This is a genomic window from Rhodococcus ruitaii, assembly GCF_055230935.1.
The window spans coordinates 166,150-181,055 of record NZ_JBUYWC010000014.1 but is presented as its reverse complement, the minus strand read 5'-3'; the positions used below and the strand labels follow the sequence as shown (position 1 = coordinate 181,055).

The window sequence follows — 14,906 nt, the reverse complement described above, 5'->3', positions numbered from 1 at the left end:
GGAGATGTCAGACTTGCCCAGCAAGCAGTCCCCAACGAATCGTCTACCCACGGGTCGAATGTGCGGCACCGGGACTTCCGGGAAGTAATTCCCGGATCACTGAGAGAACTTGAAACTCAGTGAACGGAAGTCGAAGGATTCGGCGACCTACTATTCGAATTGTTTCAGCTGGCGGGACGGGCGTATCACACTCGCGAAGCAGGCGGAGCCGCTGGACATCCGGTGGTCTCGCCCGCTGCCGGAGGGTGCTGCCCCGTCGCAGGTCACGGTGTCGAAAGACAGTGCGGGCCGGTATCACATCTCCATCCTGGTCGAGGACGCGATCCTCGAGCACAACCAGAGCGAGGCCACGGTCGGACTCGACGCCGGGATCAGCAGCCTCTACACACTCTCGACGGGGGAGAAGATCCACAATCCCCGGCACGAGCGCAAGGACCGCGTCAAGCTCGCCAAGGCGCAACGCGCACTGGCGCACAAACAGAAAGGGTCGAACAACCGGGCCAAGGCACGGCAGAAGGTCGCCAAGGTCCACGCCCGTATCGCCGATCGGCGCCGGGACCATCTGCACAAGCTCTCCACTCGACTGGTGCGCGACAACCAAGTGATCGCCATCGAGGACCTGAGCGTGCGGAACATGGTCCGCAACCACAGCCTCGCCCGCAGTATCTCGGACGCGAGTTGGGCGAGTTTCCGGTCGATTCTCGAGTACAAGGCCGACTGGCACGGCCGGCAGATCATCGCGATCGACCGGTTCTACCCGTCGTCGAAGACGTGCTCGGCATGTGGGCGCATCGTGGACACGCTGCCGCTGGACATCCGGGACTGGACGTGCCCGCAGTGCGGGACGGTCCACGACCGGGACCACAACGCCGCGAAGAACATTCTTGCCGTCGGACTGGCGGTGCAAGCCTGCGGAGACGGTATAAGACCTCTGCGCGCATAAGCGCGGAGAGGCAACCTCGATGAAACAGGAACGCCCTGTCGCGAGTCAGGGAATCCCGGACCTTCAGGGCCGGGAGGAAGTCAACCTGCTATCGTCCTCGGCGACGTGAGGAACTGCGATCGGGGGACGCGGATGACAGAAAGATCCGAGCGGCTACCGGCAACGAACCCGTCGGACTGTGATACGACGAGCCTCTCGGCTCGGGACACGACGAGCCTCTCGGCTCAGGACCTCGGCTCGTCGCTTCTCGTCCGTCGGGTCGCGCCGGCACCCGAACGGGGATGGCGGCGCGCGCTCTTCCAGGCGACCGGTGGACGGATCGACGTAGGCGACAGTGCGCGTGATCAGCGGCGCAGAGAGCTTGCCGACCAGGTCTCGCAACCACTACGCGGGTGCTATCGCATAGCGCTGCTCAGCCTCAAGGGCGGTGTCGGCAAGACCACTACGACGGTGACCCTCGGGTCGACATTCGCCGCGCTGAGGGGTGACCGCGTGGTCGCGGTGGATGCGAATCCCGACCGCGGCACGCTGAGTCAGAAGGTTCCGACGGAAACCTCGGCCACTGTGCGGACGCTCCTGCGCGACGAGCAACACATCGAACGCTACAGCGATGCGCGAGCCTACACCTCGCAGAACGCACACCGACTCGAGGTGCTCGCCTCCGACAGCGATCCCGCGGTCTCCGAAGCGTTCAGTGCGCAGGACTACGAGCGGACCCTCGCGCTACTCGAGCGCTTCTACAGCATCGTCCTCACCGATTGCGGCACGGGATTGATGCACTCGGCGATGCGCGCGATCCTCGAGAACACAGATGCGCTGGTGGTCATCAGTTCGGGCTCGGTGGACGGCGCGCGAAGTGCGTCGGCGACGCTCGACTGGCTCGACGCGCACGGTTACCGCGATCTGGTGAGTAGCGCGGTCGCAGTGGTCAATTCTGTCCGCCCGCGATCGGGCAAAGTCGACCTCGATCGCGTGGTGGGGCATTTCGAGCAGCGATGCAGAGCCGTGCATCTGTTGCCGTTCGATCCTCATCTGGAGGAAGGAGCCGAAGTGGACCTCGAACGATTGCACCCCCGCACGCGTCGCGCGCTGCTCCGGCTCGCCGCCGAGGTGGCGACTGATTTCGGGCGACCTGCAGGGGCGGAATATCAGTCTTTGCTGTCCTGACCCGGGCCCTCGGTCCGGCCGGATTCGTCGGTGTGCCGACGGCGGACCTCACGATCGACCTTCCAGAGGAACTCGGGGTCGTCGTCTGGGCCGAGGCCCCGGGTCGGAGTCTTGCTCAGATCGGGTCCGAAGGCTTTCCACAGCAGAAAGGCGAGCGTTACCGCACCGATGAGTGCCAACAAATAGAGCACGATGCACCTCCTGGCTGTGCCCGACGCCGATCGGGCTTCGACGTCGTACTGTCCGATTTCTACCAGTCTATGCGGCTTGGCCGAGTGCGACACCGGCGCGGGTACATCGGAGTGGGACTCGCGAGTGTAGTGAACGTCGCGATCGCGTGGTTCGTCCGAACGATCGGGACACAGCGATCGGAAACGAGGGGCGCTCGACCTCGGGTTCGAGGCCGAGCGGTGGCCTCAGCGAGTGGCTTCGGTGGTCAGCGAGCGGAGCAGCGCGAGGACCTCGGATTCGCGGAATCGGCGGTGGCCGCCCGGTGTACGGAGTGAACCGAGTCGACCGGCATGTGCCCAGCGGGTCACGGTCTTGGGATCCACGTGGAAGAGAGCGGCGACCTGGCCGGGGGTGAGCAGGGATTCCTTGGCGCCGTTGAAGGTGGGTGCGCTCATTGCGAATGTCCTCCCGGGTGATTTGTCGTGATCGAGTTGTTCGATCGGGTTGTCCTACGCCATGTTGACACCGGGACCCCTGGTTGCTCGAACGGTCAGTACTTGGTAAAGCGGAAGTAATGGACAAAACGGACGGATCTCCGGTATATGCCAAGCCTTCGGTGAGCGGTGGGATCCGCACTGCCGGTTACCCTGGTGGAGTGACCGACGAACACCGCACCGAAGCACCGAATACCCCGGGCGAGCCGGGTCGAAACACCCCGAACCCGACGAATTCAGGCACTGGCACACTCGTGCGCGATGTCGCGTTGTACTCGCTGGCCCGGCTAGGTCTCGTCGTGGTCCTCGCGGTCGCTGTCCTGTACCTTCCGCGGGCGTTCGGCGTCGAGATCCCGTTGCTCATCGCGGCACTGTTCGCAGTTCTCATCGCATTGCCCTTGTCGCTGGTGCTCTTCGCGCCTCTGCGTCGCCGGGTGAACGAGAGTATCGCTGCGGTCGACGAGCGGCGACGCAGCACGCGCGCCGACCTCGAGAATCGTCTGCGCGGAGAGGGCTAGGCGTGGCGGATCTCGGCCCGGGTGCGGTCGATCGCAGTGCGTCCCGCGACTGGGCGGACAACGCGGTCCGGTTGATCGAAGCCGATGCGCAGCGCAGCGCCGACACGCATCTGCTGAGATATCCGTTGCCCGCGGAATGGGGAATCGATCTCTACCTCAAGGACGAATCGACGCACATCACCGGTAGTCTCAAACACCGGCTCGCCCGGTCGCTGTTCCTGTACGGACTGTGCAACGGATCGATCGGTGAGAGTACGCCCGTGATCGAGGCCTCGTCCGGTTCGACGGCGGTGAGTGAGGCGTACTTCGCAAAGCTGCTGGGACTCGACTTCGTCGCGGTAGTGCCGCGACGGACCTCCCCGGCGAAGGTTGCATTGATCGAGGCGCACGGCGGGCGGTGTCACTACGTCGACCGTCCCCCAGAGATCTACACCGAGGCCGAACGCCTCGCCGACGAGCTCGGTGGGTGCTATCTCGATCAGTTCACCAATGCCGAACGCGCTACGGACTGGCGCGGCAACAACAACATCGCAGAGTCGATCTTCGAGCAGATGCGGCTCGAACGGCACCCTGTCCCGGAGTGGATCGTCGTGGGTGCCGGTACCGGCGGAACCAGTGCGACGATCGGCCGATATCTGCGATACCGCCGTCACGGCACCCGGCTTGCGGTTGTCGACCCGGAGAATTCGGCTTTCTTCGGATCGTACGAGACCGGCGTGACGGACTACGCGACCGGAATGCCGTCCCGGATCGAGGGAATCGGCCGGCCACGCGTCGAACCTTCGTTCGTGCCGCAAGTGGTCGATCGCATGGTCCGGGTGCCCGACGCTGCATCGATCGCAGCGATGCGCCACGGGAGCGCCGTACTGGGCAGGCGTGTCGGCGGATCGACGGGAACCAACCTGTGGGGCGCGTTCGGTCTGATCGGTCAGATGCTGGCCGCCGGCCGGAAGGGCAGTGTGGTGACTCTGCTGTGCGACGGCGGTGAGCGTTATGCCGGCACCTACTACTCCGATGACTGGCTGGCCACCGAAGGGCTCGAGATGTCGGGGTGGGTCGAGGTGCTCGAGAAGTTTGCTGCGACAGGTCGATGGGATCCGCGCGACGACGACTGACCCCGTGCTCGGGTTCACCCGACGGACGAAGGGTTGTCAACGTTCATTGACAACCCTCATGATGTCAACCTATATTGACATCATGAGCAATGAAGCCACCACGCTCGCCGCATCTGCTGCGAGCCCCGATCCCGCCGAAGGGCTGCGCGCTGTCGTTGCCCTGCGCCGCCTGCTCGAACGGCTCGAATCCATCCAGGTGGAGAGCGCACGCCGACAGGGATGGTCATGGCAGGCGATCGCAGACTCGCTTGAGGTGAGCAGACAGGCCGTCCATCAGAAGTACAACCGGAAGCGCAGGTAGATTCATGTTCGAACGTTTCTCCGACAGTGCACGCTCCGCGGTCGTCGCCGCTCAGACCGAAGCTCTCCGCCTGCACGCCGATCGGATCACCCCCGCGCACGTGCTGCTCGGTGTACTCGTCACCGCCGAAGAACGGCTTCGTCTGTCACTTGCCGGTGTCGGCCTGACGATCGACGGGGTGCGCACTCATCTGGCCGCGATGAACCGGGACGATCCGCTGGGGCCCGACGACGCCGCCGCGCTCGAAGCGATCGGCATCGACCTCGATGCTGTACGAGCACGGCTCGAGGAGACCTTCGGTGAAGGCGTGCTCGACAGGCCGGCCGAGACCGCGGTCAAGGGGCAGCGCGGCCGGTTCTCGGATCTGTTCGGCAGGCACATCCCGTTCGACAAGGGTGCCAAGAAAACTCTCGAACTGTCGCTGCGCGAGGCTATCGCCCACCACGCCCGGTCGATCGAAGCCGAACACATCGTCCTGGGAGTGATCCGGAGCGACGACACGGAGACCACCGCGCTGATCGAGGCGCATGTGACTCGTGACCGCCTCCGACAGGTGGTTCTGGAGCAACTCGGCGCTGCCGCCTGAGCCACGCCCGCCTCTCGCGGGCTCGTATGTCACAGTGGCAGCATGATTTCACTGATCCTGCGATTGATCATCAACGCGATCGGATTGTGGCTCGCGGCCCGCCTCGTCACCGGCATCGACATCGTCGGCGTCGACGGAGGAGAGTTCACCCTCGACACGGCGATCAAGCTGCTGATCCTCGCAGCGATCTTCACCGTGGTCAACGCCTTGGTGAAGCCGCTCGTGAAGCTCCTGTCGCTCCCGTTGGTGATCCTGAGTCTCGGGCTGTTCCTGCTCGTCATCAACGCCCTCATGCTGTGGCTGACATCGTGGGTGGCCGACTTCTTCGACGGCGGCCTCACGATCTCGGGATTCTGGGCGGCGTTCTGGGGCGGACTCATCATCGCCATCGTCAACTTCATCCTCGGACTTGTCGTCCCCGACCGGGATTGAGAAGCTCAGCCGAACGCGAGCGCGAGACCTGTCGCCACCGCCCACACCAGCATCGCCAGGGCGGTGTCGCGTAATGCCGGCAGGAGCTCGAGTCCGAGCCCACCCGAACGCACCGGCGCATGCGCGCGCACCGCGAGCGGTGCAGCGAACAATCCGGCCAGCGCCCACGGCGTCGCCGTCACCAGCGCGAGCGACATGACGAACGGCGTCGTGAGCAAGCCGAGATGCAGTGCGCGGGTGCGTGGGTCGCCCAGCCGGACGGCGAGTGTGCGCTTACCGCTCTCGGTGTCGGTCGGGATGTCGCGCAGGTTGTTCGTCACCATGACCGCGCTGGAGAAGCAGCCCATCGACACCGCACCCGCCAATCCGGCGAGGGTGAGCTGCTCGGCCTGCACGAACAGTGTGCCGAGCACCGCGACCAAACCGAAGAACACGAACACGGCCACTTCACCGAGGCCGCTGTAGCCGTACGGCGTGCGGCCGCCGGTGTAGTACCACGCGCCCACGATGCACACGAGGCCCACCAGGATCAGCCACCACGCGCTCGTCAGTGCAAGCACGAGACCCGCGACCGCGGCGACCCCGAAACACGCGAAGGCAGCGCGCTTGACGGCGCCGGGAGACGCCGCGCCCGAACCGACCAGACGCATCGGCCCGACGCGCTCGTCGTCAGTGCCGCGGATCCCGTCGGAATAGTCGTTGGCCAGATTGACCCCGATGTTGAGGGCGAGCGAGACCACCAGGGCGAGCAGCGCTTTCCACCACACCGCTGCACCGAGTGCGGCAGCGGCACCTGTACCCACGATGACCGGAGAGATCGCGTTCGGGAGGGTACGGGGGCGAGCTCCTTCGAGCCATTGACCAGCGGTTGCCATTCGTCGATCTTCGCACTTCGGTGTGCGACCGGCGGGGGTGGGACCCGCCGTGTCGTTCAAGACAACGCGGTGACCAGAGCGCGACGGTCGACCTTGCCGGGCCCACGCAGCGGAAGCGCGTCGAGGAGGTGCAGCTCGCGAGGAGCTGCGGTCGCGTCCAGGGTCGCGGACACCCACTCCCGAAGCTCGTCGAGTGTGGGCGGCACGCCATCCTCCGGAACGACCACCGCCGCCACCCGCTGGCCGAGCCGGTCGTCGGGCAGTCCGATCACCGCGACCTCCCGGATCGCGGGGTGCTCGCCGAGGACGGATTCGACGACTTGCGGCATCACCGTGAGCCCACCGGACGAGATGGCCTCGTCGAGCCGACCGAGTATGCGGAGAACACCGTCATCGATCAGCCCGGCGTCGTCGGTACGGAACCAGCCCGGTTCCGCGAACGCCGGGTGTGCCGGAAACCCACGATAGCCGGATGCGAGCACCGAACCACCGAGCCATACGCGCGTGTCCGCATCGATGCGAACATCGACGCCGGTCAGCGGAACACCGTCGTAGACGCAACCGCCGCACGTCTCACTCATCCCGTAGGTGCGCACGACGTTCACACCGGCCTCACGTGCACGTCGCAGGACCGGTTCCGGCGTGGCCGCACCGCCGAGCAGAATCGCGTCGAGTTCTGCGAGTGCCGCGAGTGCGTCCGGATGGTCGAGAGTCTTGATGAGCTGGGTCGGCACCATCGACGAATAGCGTCGCGGCCCACGCATCGCCGCGACCGCGGCAGGCAGGGCTCCGGGATCGAATCCGTCGGATACGTCCACGATCACGGGCTCGGTGCCCGACAGGATGCTCCGCAGCAGCACCTGGATCCCCGCGATGTGGTGTGCCGGCAGTGCGAGGAGCCACGAGCCGGTGCCACCGATCCGTTCGTGTGTGGCACCTCCGCTGGCGCGTAAGGCTGTCGCGGTGAGTTGGGCGCCTTTGGGGGTGCCGGTGGTACCCGACGTCGCGACGACCAGACCGATCGCGTCGTCGATCGGTTCGCCGGGGTGCAGCGCGTCGGTCAAGCGGCGGATCTCCTGATCGTTACCGGCGGGAACCGGCAGCAGGGGCGGACCCTGGCCGTCGAGCATGCGTTGGAGCGCAGGCACGGCACGGTGGACGTGGTCGCCGGCCGGAACGTCGAGGACCGTGAGGCTCGGGCTCACAGGTCGTGCCCTGTGAGCGGCCAACCACCAGCCTCGAGATGCACCCGGACTCGGTCGATGTCGTGCCCGAGCGGCATCTCGTTGGTGATCTCGGTGATGAGGACGGCGATGTCGGTCTTGCTGATCGGCAGATCACCTTCGTCGACGAGGGTGTCGGCGATCTGATCGACCTCGTCGTCGGACAGGCGTCGTTTCAGGAGCGCAAACAGTGGCACGTAATCCTGCTCGGGTACGCCCTCCGGATATCCGGCGCGCAACCACTCGATGATCGAGGCGAGGAGCGGAGGAAGCATTGCCGATGCTCCTCAGTACGATCCGGTGCGCTGGTCGTCACCGGTTTCGTCGTCCGTCTCGACGTCGTCCGTCTCGACCACGGGCCATCCTCCCGCGACGAGGTGCTCGGTGACCCGTTCGACGTCCTCGTCCGTCGGCTGCTCCTGCAGCACTCCTGCGATGATCTTGTGGAGCGTGTCGTAGTCGACGTGCCGCTGCGGGTGCTCGTGTGCGGTCGCGACCGACAATTCGAGGATCTTGGCGATGTCCTCGTCCGTCAACTTGCGTCGAAGGACGGACAGCAACGCGAAGTGGTCCTTAGGAGGGATACCTTCGGGGTAACCGGCCCGCAGCCAGTCCAGTACCGATCGAAGGGGATACCGAGCCAAAGTGATCGTTGGTCCTTCTCTTCGGTGTGATCAGAACAGGTGGATGCCGAGGCTGCTGGACAGGAAGTCGGCGGTCAACAGCAGTATCCCAGCAATGATCGCGACGACGACCACGGCGAAACACGTGATCGCCCCGACACGGCCGAGTATCTGCCGGCCGGGATCGACTGCTCCGGTGCCGTCGCGCCCGAACGACAACGAGCGCATTCCGAGGGCGAAGACTGCGGGCAGACCGGCTCCCAGAACGAGACCGACCAGCACGACCTGCCACAGGGAATCGAGTGTGGAGACCAACAGATTCACGGACGTCCCTCCTTGGCTACGGCGTGAACGGCACTGTTCTCGGCTTCGGCACCACTGTTCTCGGCTTCGGCACCACTGTTCTCGGCTTCGCCGTCACCTTCCCAGGAGGCATTGACATTGGACGCATCGACCGGTTGCAGGCGTGACCGCAGATACATGGCGCCCGCGAGCGCACACAGAATCGCGAACACGACGAGAACACCGGGAAGGCCACCGATCAGGTGGGCGATCAGCCAGCACACGGCACCGACCACACCGGCACACGGCAGGGTGATCAGCCACGCCACTGCCATTCGACCGGCGATTCCCCAGCGAACCTCGGCGCCCTTCGTGCCCAGCCCGGTGCCGAGGATCGAGCCGGTGGCCACGTGGGTGGTCGACAACGGCAGCCCGAAATGGCTCGACGTGAGGATGATGGCAGCCGAGGAGGATTCCGCTGCCATGCCCTGCGGAGGCGTGATCTCGACCAGGCCCTTGCCGAGGGTGCGGATGATCCGCCAGCCGCCGAGGTAGGTGCCGAGGGCAATCGCAACAGCGCACGCGAACTTGACCCAGAACGGCATCTCGGTGTCGGGGGTGATGGTTCCGTACGCCACGAGCGCCAGGAAGATCACGCCCATCGTCTTCTGCGCGTCGTTGGTGCCGTGCGCGAGTGAGACGAGTGATGCGGTGCCGATCTGGCCGATCTTGAAGCCCTTACCGCGAGTCTCTTCGGGAATGTCGTGGGTCAGGCGATGAACCGACCACGTGCCCACCGTCGCAACCAGTGCGGCGACGACAGGCGCGAGCAGGGCGGGGATGATCACTTTGCCCAGGACGCCGTCCCACACCACGCCACTCACGCCGAGGGCGGCGATGGCGGCACCGATGAGGCCGCCGAACAGGGCATGCGAAGAACTCGAGGGCAGGCCGAACAGCCAGGTTGCGAGATTCCAGAGGATACCGCCGACGAGTCCGGCGAACACGATGAGCAACAGCGCCGAGCCGCCGGTGTTGTCGAGATTCACCACACCCTTGGCGACTGTCGCGGCGACCTCGACTGAGAGGAATGCTCCGACGAGGTTGAGTACGGCAGACAGGCCGACTGCGACTTTAGGCTTCAACGCCCCGGTGGCGATGGATGTGGCCATCGCGTTGCCCGTGTCGTGGAAGCCGTTCGTGAAATCGAATGCGAGGGCAGTGGCGACCACTACCAGTAGGACAACGAACTCTGCGGTCACGTCTTCTGATTGTGAGGTAAACAGGCGGTGAATGTACAGCTAATGGGGTGTTTCTCGCGGGTGCCCGGGGCGCGATCTGCACTCGAACGCGAGGTCGGAGGTTCTGGTGGTGGGCAACGTCACTCGGGCAAGGTCACCGTAGATCGCGGCGGATCGGATGATCTGCCGGGATCTGCACCAGAACTATGGGGATCGAGTCCGGATCATCGATCCACATCTCGTGCAACCCCCACGGCTCCTGCTGTGCTGATCGGGTGATCGGGACACCCGCCAGCGTGAGTTCCGATTGCGCTGCGTACACGTCCCGAACCTGAAGCCACAGCGCTCCATGGAAGTGCTGAGCGCCATCATGATCGCCGTGTGCGGCGATCTCGATCAACCCCTGGCCCGCGAAGAACACGGTGCCGCCCGGATACTCCCGGGCGATCGCAAGGCCCAGTGTCCGGCCGTAGAACTGCAGTGTGACGTCGTAGTCGCGCGGACGCAGGATCGTCCGGCTGCTCAAGATCTCCATGTCTCCATGATCACTGTCTGCTCCCTTCGCCGGAACCGACACGGGTGAGCGATTCGAACGACATCTTCCACAGCCACTCGACCGGCCCCTGCGGGAAGCGGCGGAGCCACAGCCGGGCCACGACGACGAGAATCGCGCACACGACGATGTACACGGCCACCGTGAACTGCGTCCGGTACGCGGGATCGATCTGCGCGGCGAGGCCGAATCCCCACCCGTAGCAGATCAGGGACGCGATAACGTTCTGCAGGATGTAGCAACTCAATGCCGTCCGGCCGACGCCCTGCAGCCATCCGCCGACGGTGCCGACGTGGTCGCGAGTCGAGTACCACTGCGCGATCAGTGCCAGCAGCCCCACTGCCACGAACGGTGCGATCGCGTAGCGCGCCGCGAACGTTCCCGCGGTGCCGCCGAACAGGCCCACCGCGATATCGACGGGTGCCGCGACAGCGCCGGTCAGAAGCAAGATACGGCGCAGTCGAGCACCTCGCTCGTCGAAGACACCGGCTTCGAACAGTGCAGCGCCGACGAGGAACAACACGATCGTCAAGGGCACCAGGAAGATCACTTCGGCGCGGAACGCGAGGAAATTCTCGGTGCGGAACACCACCAGGTCCCACCAGCTACCGGTCGCGTAGACGTCCGTCGGCTCGCCCGAGGAACCACCCGGGTCGGGCGCTGCCGTGAGCGCGACCACGAGGGCCGTCACGAGCAGCATGTGCACGACGGCCGCGGTGCAGGCAATCCATATCCGGGTGCGACGCGAGGACACCACCACGCCGCACACGAGCATGGAGACCAGCGCATACCCCATCAGCACATCGAACTCGGCAACCAGGAAAAAGTGCACGAGTCCGTCGACGAACAGCAGAAATGCTCGGGTCCGGTAACTTCCGGGCCAAGGGCGTCCCGCGCGGCGGGCCGATGCCGCTTGGATCGCGAGCCCGATCCCGAACATCAGGCTGAGAAGCCCGAGGAACTTGCCCTGTGCGAGCTGCATCAAGAGGCGCTGCGGCCACGGGCCCGATCCAGCAGTCTCGAGGTAGCCGACGATCCCGGCAGGGTCGGTGAGGATCCAGATGTTCGTTCCCAGCGTGCCCAGGATTGCGATACCCCGAGCCACATCGAGCGCAACGATCCGGGTGCGGGGCCTGGCGGTGTCGACGGTGCTCATGCCTTCGACCCTGCGGCACCACTCGCTGTCTCGGCATCGGGCAGCAGAAGGACCGCGGGTCATCACATCGGATGATGCGCACCGGTCCCGCAGACGAGTCGCGCCGCGATGTTTGACGAAGCGCGCGACGGGACACCCTGCACGCGAGGTGCCGCAACTGCACCGACACGCCCCGGCCTCGGGGCGGGACGACACTTGCCCCGCACGGACCAGGAGACTGCGATGACCACTGATTACGACGTCCGACGCACCAACGATGTCGCCGGCACCAGCACTGCGATCGACGAGCTCGCACTGAAGCCGAAGGGACTTGCCGACGCCGACGAAGCCGAGGTCATCGAATCGCCGGATCTGCCCGGTGCAGATCTGTCGGGTGAAGAGCTCAGCGTGAACGTCGTGCCCGTCCAAGAGGACGAGTTCACCTGCCAGCGCTGCTTCCTGGTTCAGCATCACAGCCGGAAGGCGTCGGCGCCGACCGAGGATCCGTACTGTCGCGACTGCGCCTGACCATTTCCGCGGGGGCCTGCCGTGTGTCACGACCGGGCCGAGTGGTCCTCGGCCCGGTGTGCCGCTCAGTAGTAGTGCGGGTACGGCGACCAATCGGGGTCGCGCTTCTCGAGGAAGGCGTCGCGCCCCTCGACCGCTTCGTCGGTCATGTAGGCCAGACGGGTAGCTTCACCTGCGAACAACTGCTGGCCGACGAGACCGTCGTCCTGCAGATTGAATGCGTACTTGAGCATCCGCTGGGCCTGCGGTGACTTGCCGTTGATCTTCTCGGCCCACTCGAGCGCGACAGTCTCGAGCTCGTCGTGGTCGACGACCCGATTCACCGCACCCATGTGGTGCATATCCTCGGCGGTGTACGTATCGCCGAGGAAGAAGATCTCGCGGGCGAATTTCTGCCCGACCATCTTCGCGAGGTACGCGCTGCCGTAGCCGCCGTCGAAGCTCCCCACATCGGCGTCGGTCTGCTTGAAGCGGGCGTGCTCGCGCGACGCGAGCGTCAGATCGCAGGTCACGTGCAGACTGTGCCCACCGCCTGCAGCCCAGCCGTTCACGAGCGCGATCACGACCTTCGGCATCATCCGGATGAGGCGCTGCACCTCGAGGATGTGCAGGCGACCCGCGCGAGCCTTGTCGACGGTGTCGGCGGTCTCGCCGCTGGCGTATTGATAGCCGCTGCGGCCGCGGATGCGTTGATCGCCGCCCGAACAGAATGCCCAGCCGCCGTCTTTGCTGCTCGGGCCGTTGCCGGTCAGCAGCACCACACCCACATCGGAGGTTGTCCGTGCGTGATCTAGTGCGGCAAACAGCTCGTCGACGGTGTGCGGACGGAACGCATTGCGCACTTCGGGACGATCGAATGCGATACGGACGGTGCCCTGCGCGACATGACGGTGATAGGTGATGTCGGTAAGGTTCTCGAAGCCCGCAATGGGGCGCCACTGTTCAGGATTGAAGGTCACGTCGCCACCTTAAGGCCGGGTTGTGCCGTTGTGCGCGGGTCGGGGCGGATACCGTGCAGGATCATGAGCGAGCACAACCATCGGGACGGCGACGACGCGCACGAGCATCACGGCGGTTTCCCCGTCTACGAGCCGGTGAAGGCCGGACCGAACTACGGCCGCTTCGTCGACGCATTTCGTCGCCTGCAGGATCTGGCGGTCTCCACGCACGCACCGGACGAGATCGTCGACCAGGCGATTGCGCAGGCGGAGGCTCTCGGCGACTTACTCGAGTCGTACCAGGTCGGCGAGGGGAAGTCGCCGGCCGGGTTCAATGTCGACCTTCCCGGACGCGGCAGCCTGTTGCTGCCGCCGTGGACGCTCGAGAAGTTCGACGCCGACGGCGTACGTGAACGGGGCCATTTCCGCCGCTACCACCTCGGGGGTAACGGCGCTGTGCACGGCGGCACCATTCCGTTGCTGTTCGACGATCTGTTCGGGATGATCATCCACGCATCCGGACGACCCATCGCCCGCACCGGCTATCTGCACGTCAACTACCGCAAGATCACGCCGTTGTGGGATGAACTCGTCGTCGAGGGGCGCGTGGACAGCGTCGACGGGCGAAAGGCATTCTGCAGTGCCGAGTTGCGTGATCTGAACGGAACGGTCCTCGCTGACTCCGAGGCGTTGATGATCGAATTGCTTCCGGGGCAGCCGTGACCCCACACGGGGCCGAGGCGATTCCACCGCTCGACGAGGTGTTGGCCACAGCTGTGGTCGTCGCTCTGCCGATGAGGGTGCGGTTCCGGGGCATCGTCGAGCGGGAGGTCGTCCTCGTCGAGGGTCCGGCCGGGTGGGGTGAATTCGGACCGTTCGTCGAGTACGACGACGCCGAGGCAGCGGAATGGCTGCGCTCGGCACTCGAATCGGCATGGCTCACCGATCCCGCGCCGGTGCGTTCGCACGTCCCCGTCAACGCAACGGTGCCCGCCGTCGATCCAGAGCATGTTCCCGGCATACTGGAGAGGTTTCCCGGTGCGCGTACAGCGAAGGTGAAGGTTGCCGAACGCGGTCAGGATCTTGCGCAGGATCTCGCGCGGGTCCGCGCGGTACGCGATCTCGTTCCCCGCGTGCGAGTGGACGCGAACGGCGGGTGGAGCGTCGACGATGCGCTGACGGCGCTGACGGCGCTGACCGCCGATGCTCCCCTCGAATATGCCGAACAACCCTGTGCCACCGTGCCTGAACTCGTCGAAGTCCGTCGGAGGCTGCAACACCGCGGTGCGGGCGACATTCGGATCGCGGCTGACGAGAGCATCAGGCGGGCCGACGATCCGATGCGTGTGGTGCAGGCCGGCGGTGCGGATGTCGCGATCGTCAAAGTGGCTCCGCTCGGGGGCGTCCGCCGACTGCTGGCACTGGCCGGAGAGCTCGCCGAGCACGGTGTGCCGGTCGTCGTGTCGAGCGCCCTCGACTCGGCCGTGGGGATAGGGGCAGGCCTCGCTGCGGCAGCGGCGCTTCCGGACCTTCCGTTCGCATGTGGCCTCGGCACCGGCGGCTTCTTCACGGCGGATGTGGCGCCCGCTCGGGGCATGTCGAGCGGCGCTTTGCCGGTCGGTAGGGTTGCGCCGACCCGGTCCGCACTCGACGCTGTGCGCGTGGACGCGGAGCGGGAACGATGGTGGCTCGATCGGGTGCGCCGATGTCATTCGCTGCTCAGGTGAGTGCGGAGTAGGCGCGGTGTGCATCGTCGTATATCGTTCGGGCGTCCCAACAGT

At 65.5% G+C, this 14,906-nt stretch carries 20 protein-coding genes and 1 pseudogene; 10 read left to right on the top strand and 11 right to left on the bottom strand.

The window, feature by feature from the left end; translation table 11 throughout:
• Positions 1-127: 127 nt before the first annotated feature.
• Positions 128-943, top strand: a pseudogene (locus ACZI8W_RS19100) (RNA-guided endonuclease InsQ/TnpB family protein); the annotation flags it as partial.
• A 132-nt stretch (positions 944-1,075) separates the two neighbouring features.
• A complete protein-coding gene (locus ACZI8W_RS19095) occupies positions 1,076-2,110 on the top strand; it encodes a MinD/ParA family ATP-binding protein (RefSeq protein ID WP_463370075.1) in 1,035 nt (344 codons plus the stop codon).
• Here the strand turns inward: ACZI8W_RS19095 and ACZI8W_RS19090 are convergent.
• The gene (locus ACZI8W_RS19090) at positions 2,092-2,301 is read right to left on the bottom strand and encodes a hypothetical protein (RefSeq protein ID WP_463370074.1); all 210 of its coding nucleotides are present in this window, start codon (positions 2,299-2,301) and stop codon (positions 2,092-2,094) included. The two genes, ACZI8W_RS19095 and ACZI8W_RS19090, sit on opposite strands and share 19 nt — an antisense overlap.
• A 225-nt stretch (positions 2,302-2,526) precedes the next feature.
• Complete coding sequence (locus ACZI8W_RS19085) at positions 2,527-2,736, bottom strand: BldC family transcriptional regulator (RefSeq protein ID WP_006552323.1); 210 nt, start codon at positions 2,734-2,736, stop codon at positions 2,527-2,529.
• Positions 2,737-2,936: 200 nt separating this feature from the next.
• Between ACZI8W_RS19085 and ACZI8W_RS19080 the strand changes: the two genes are divergently transcribed.
• The 5 genes from ACZI8W_RS19080 to ACZI8W_RS19060 all read left to right on the top strand — a co-directional run bounded on the left by ACZI8W_RS19080 (position 2,937) and on the right by ACZI8W_RS19060 (position 5,727).
• Positions 2,937-3,293, top strand: coding sequence for a DUF4229 domain-containing protein (locus ACZI8W_RS19080; protein ID WP_463370073.1), 357 nt, complete (start codon positions 2,937-2,939; stop codon positions 3,291-3,293).
• Between the two features lie 2 nt (positions 3,294-3,295).
• Positions 3,296-4,408: an L-cysteine desulfhydrase Cds1 gene (cds1, locus tag ACZI8W_RS19075; RefSeq protein ID WP_463370072.1), complete on the top strand. Its 1,113-nt coding sequence runs from the start codon at positions 3,296-3,298 to the stop codon at positions 4,406-4,408.
• A gap of 82 nt (positions 4,409-4,490) precedes the next feature.
• On the top strand, positions 4,491-4,709 hold the full coding sequence (locus ACZI8W_RS19070; RefSeq protein WP_054805669.1) for a hypothetical protein: 219 nt from the start codon (positions 4,491-4,493) through the stop codon (positions 4,707-4,709).
• A gap of 4 nt (positions 4,710-4,713) precedes the next feature.
• On the top strand, positions 4,714-5,295 hold the full coding sequence (locus tag ACZI8W_RS19065) for a Clp protease N-terminal domain-containing protein (RefSeq protein ID WP_463370071.1): 582 nt from the start codon (positions 4,714-4,716) through the stop codon (positions 5,293-5,295).
• A gap of 42 nt (positions 5,296-5,337) precedes the next feature.
• Positions 5,338-5,727 (top strand): phage holin family protein, encoded by a 390-nt coding sequence (locus tag ACZI8W_RS19060; protein ID WP_463370070.1) that lies wholly within the window; start codon positions 5,338-5,340, stop codon positions 5,725-5,727.
• Between the two features lie 5 nt (positions 5,728-5,732).
• Here the strand turns inward: ACZI8W_RS19060 and ACZI8W_RS19055 are convergent, their stop codons facing one another.
• The 8 genes from ACZI8W_RS19055 to ACZI8W_RS19020 all read right to left on the bottom strand — a co-directional run bounded on the left by ACZI8W_RS19055 (position 5,733) and on the right by ACZI8W_RS19020 (position 11,680).
• Positions 5,733-6,602: a 1,4-dihydroxy-2-naphthoate polyprenyltransferase gene (locus ACZI8W_RS19055; protein ID WP_463370069.1), complete on the bottom strand. Its 870-nt coding sequence runs from the start codon at positions 6,600-6,602 to the stop codon at positions 5,733-5,735.
• 56 nt (positions 6,603-6,658) lie between these two features.
• Complete coding sequence (gene menE, locus ACZI8W_RS19050) at positions 6,659-7,807, bottom strand: o-succinylbenzoate--CoA ligase (protein ID WP_463370068.1); 1,149 nt, start codon at positions 7,805-7,807, stop codon at positions 6,659-6,661.
• Positions 7,804-8,100 carry a DUF3349 domain-containing protein gene (locus ACZI8W_RS19045; RefSeq protein WP_463370067.1) on the bottom strand — a complete coding sequence of 99 codons (297 nt, stop codon included), beginning with the start codon at positions 8,098-8,100 and terminating at the stop codon, positions 7,804-7,806. The genes menE and ACZI8W_RS19045 overlap by 4 nt, the downstream gene beginning before the upstream one ends.
• Before the next feature lie 12 nt (positions 8,101-8,112).
• Positions 8,113-8,469, bottom strand: coding sequence for a DUF3349 domain-containing protein (locus ACZI8W_RS19040; RefSeq protein ID WP_463370066.1), 357 nt, complete (start codon positions 8,467-8,469; stop codon positions 8,113-8,115).
• Positions 8,470-8,499: 30 nt separating this feature from the next.
• The gene (locus ACZI8W_RS19035) at positions 8,500-8,772 is read right to left on the bottom strand and encodes a hypothetical protein (RefSeq protein WP_463370065.1); all 273 of its coding nucleotides are present in this window, start codon (positions 8,770-8,772) and stop codon (positions 8,500-8,502) included.
• A complete protein-coding gene (locus ACZI8W_RS19030) occupies positions 8,769-9,992 on the bottom strand; it encodes an inorganic phosphate transporter (RefSeq protein ID WP_463370064.1) in 1,224 nt (407 codons plus the stop codon). Before ACZI8W_RS19030 ends, ACZI8W_RS19035 begins: the two co-directional genes overlap by 4 nt.
• Positions 9,993-10,125: 133 nt before the next feature.
• A complete protein-coding gene (locus tag ACZI8W_RS19025; RefSeq protein ID WP_463370063.1) occupies positions 10,126-10,506 on the bottom strand; it encodes a VOC family protein in 381 nt (126 codons plus the stop codon).
• Positions 10,507-10,516: 10 nt separating this feature from the next.
• On the bottom strand, positions 10,517-11,680 hold the full coding sequence (locus ACZI8W_RS19020) for a DUF418 domain-containing protein (RefSeq protein WP_463370062.1): 1,164 nt from the start codon (positions 11,678-11,680) through the stop codon (positions 10,517-10,519).
• 222 nt (positions 11,681-11,902) lie between these two features.
• Between ACZI8W_RS19020 and ACZI8W_RS19015 the strand changes: the two genes are divergently transcribed.
• Positions 11,903-12,187: a DUF4193 family protein gene (locus ACZI8W_RS19015; protein ID WP_463370061.1), complete on the top strand. Its 285-nt coding sequence runs from the start codon at positions 11,903-11,905 to the stop codon at positions 12,185-12,187.
• 65 nt (positions 12,188-12,252) lie between these two features.
• On the opposite strand, the gene ACZI8W_RS19010 is transcribed toward ACZI8W_RS19015, so the two are convergent.
• On the bottom strand, positions 12,253-13,146 hold the full coding sequence (locus ACZI8W_RS19010) for a 1,4-dihydroxy-2-naphthoyl-CoA synthase (RefSeq protein WP_463370060.1): 894 nt from the start codon (positions 13,144-13,146) through the stop codon (positions 12,253-12,255).
• Positions 13,147-13,209: 63 nt separating this feature from the next.
• Here ACZI8W_RS19010 and ACZI8W_RS19005 point away from each other — a divergent pair, with 63 nt between their 5' ends.
• Together ACZI8W_RS19005 and ACZI8W_RS19000 are read left to right on the top strand one after the other, a co-directional pair.
• A complete protein-coding gene (locus ACZI8W_RS19005) occupies positions 13,210-13,848 on the top strand; it encodes a PaaI family thioesterase (protein WP_463370059.1) in 639 nt (212 codons plus the stop codon).
• Positions 13,845-14,852: an o-succinylbenzoate synthase gene (locus ACZI8W_RS19000; protein ID WP_463370058.1), complete on the top strand. Its 1,008-nt coding sequence runs from the start codon at positions 13,845-13,847 to the stop codon at positions 14,850-14,852. The genes ACZI8W_RS19005 and ACZI8W_RS19000 overlap by 4 nt, the downstream gene beginning before the upstream one ends.
• Positions 14,853-14,906: the final 54 nt, after the last annotated feature.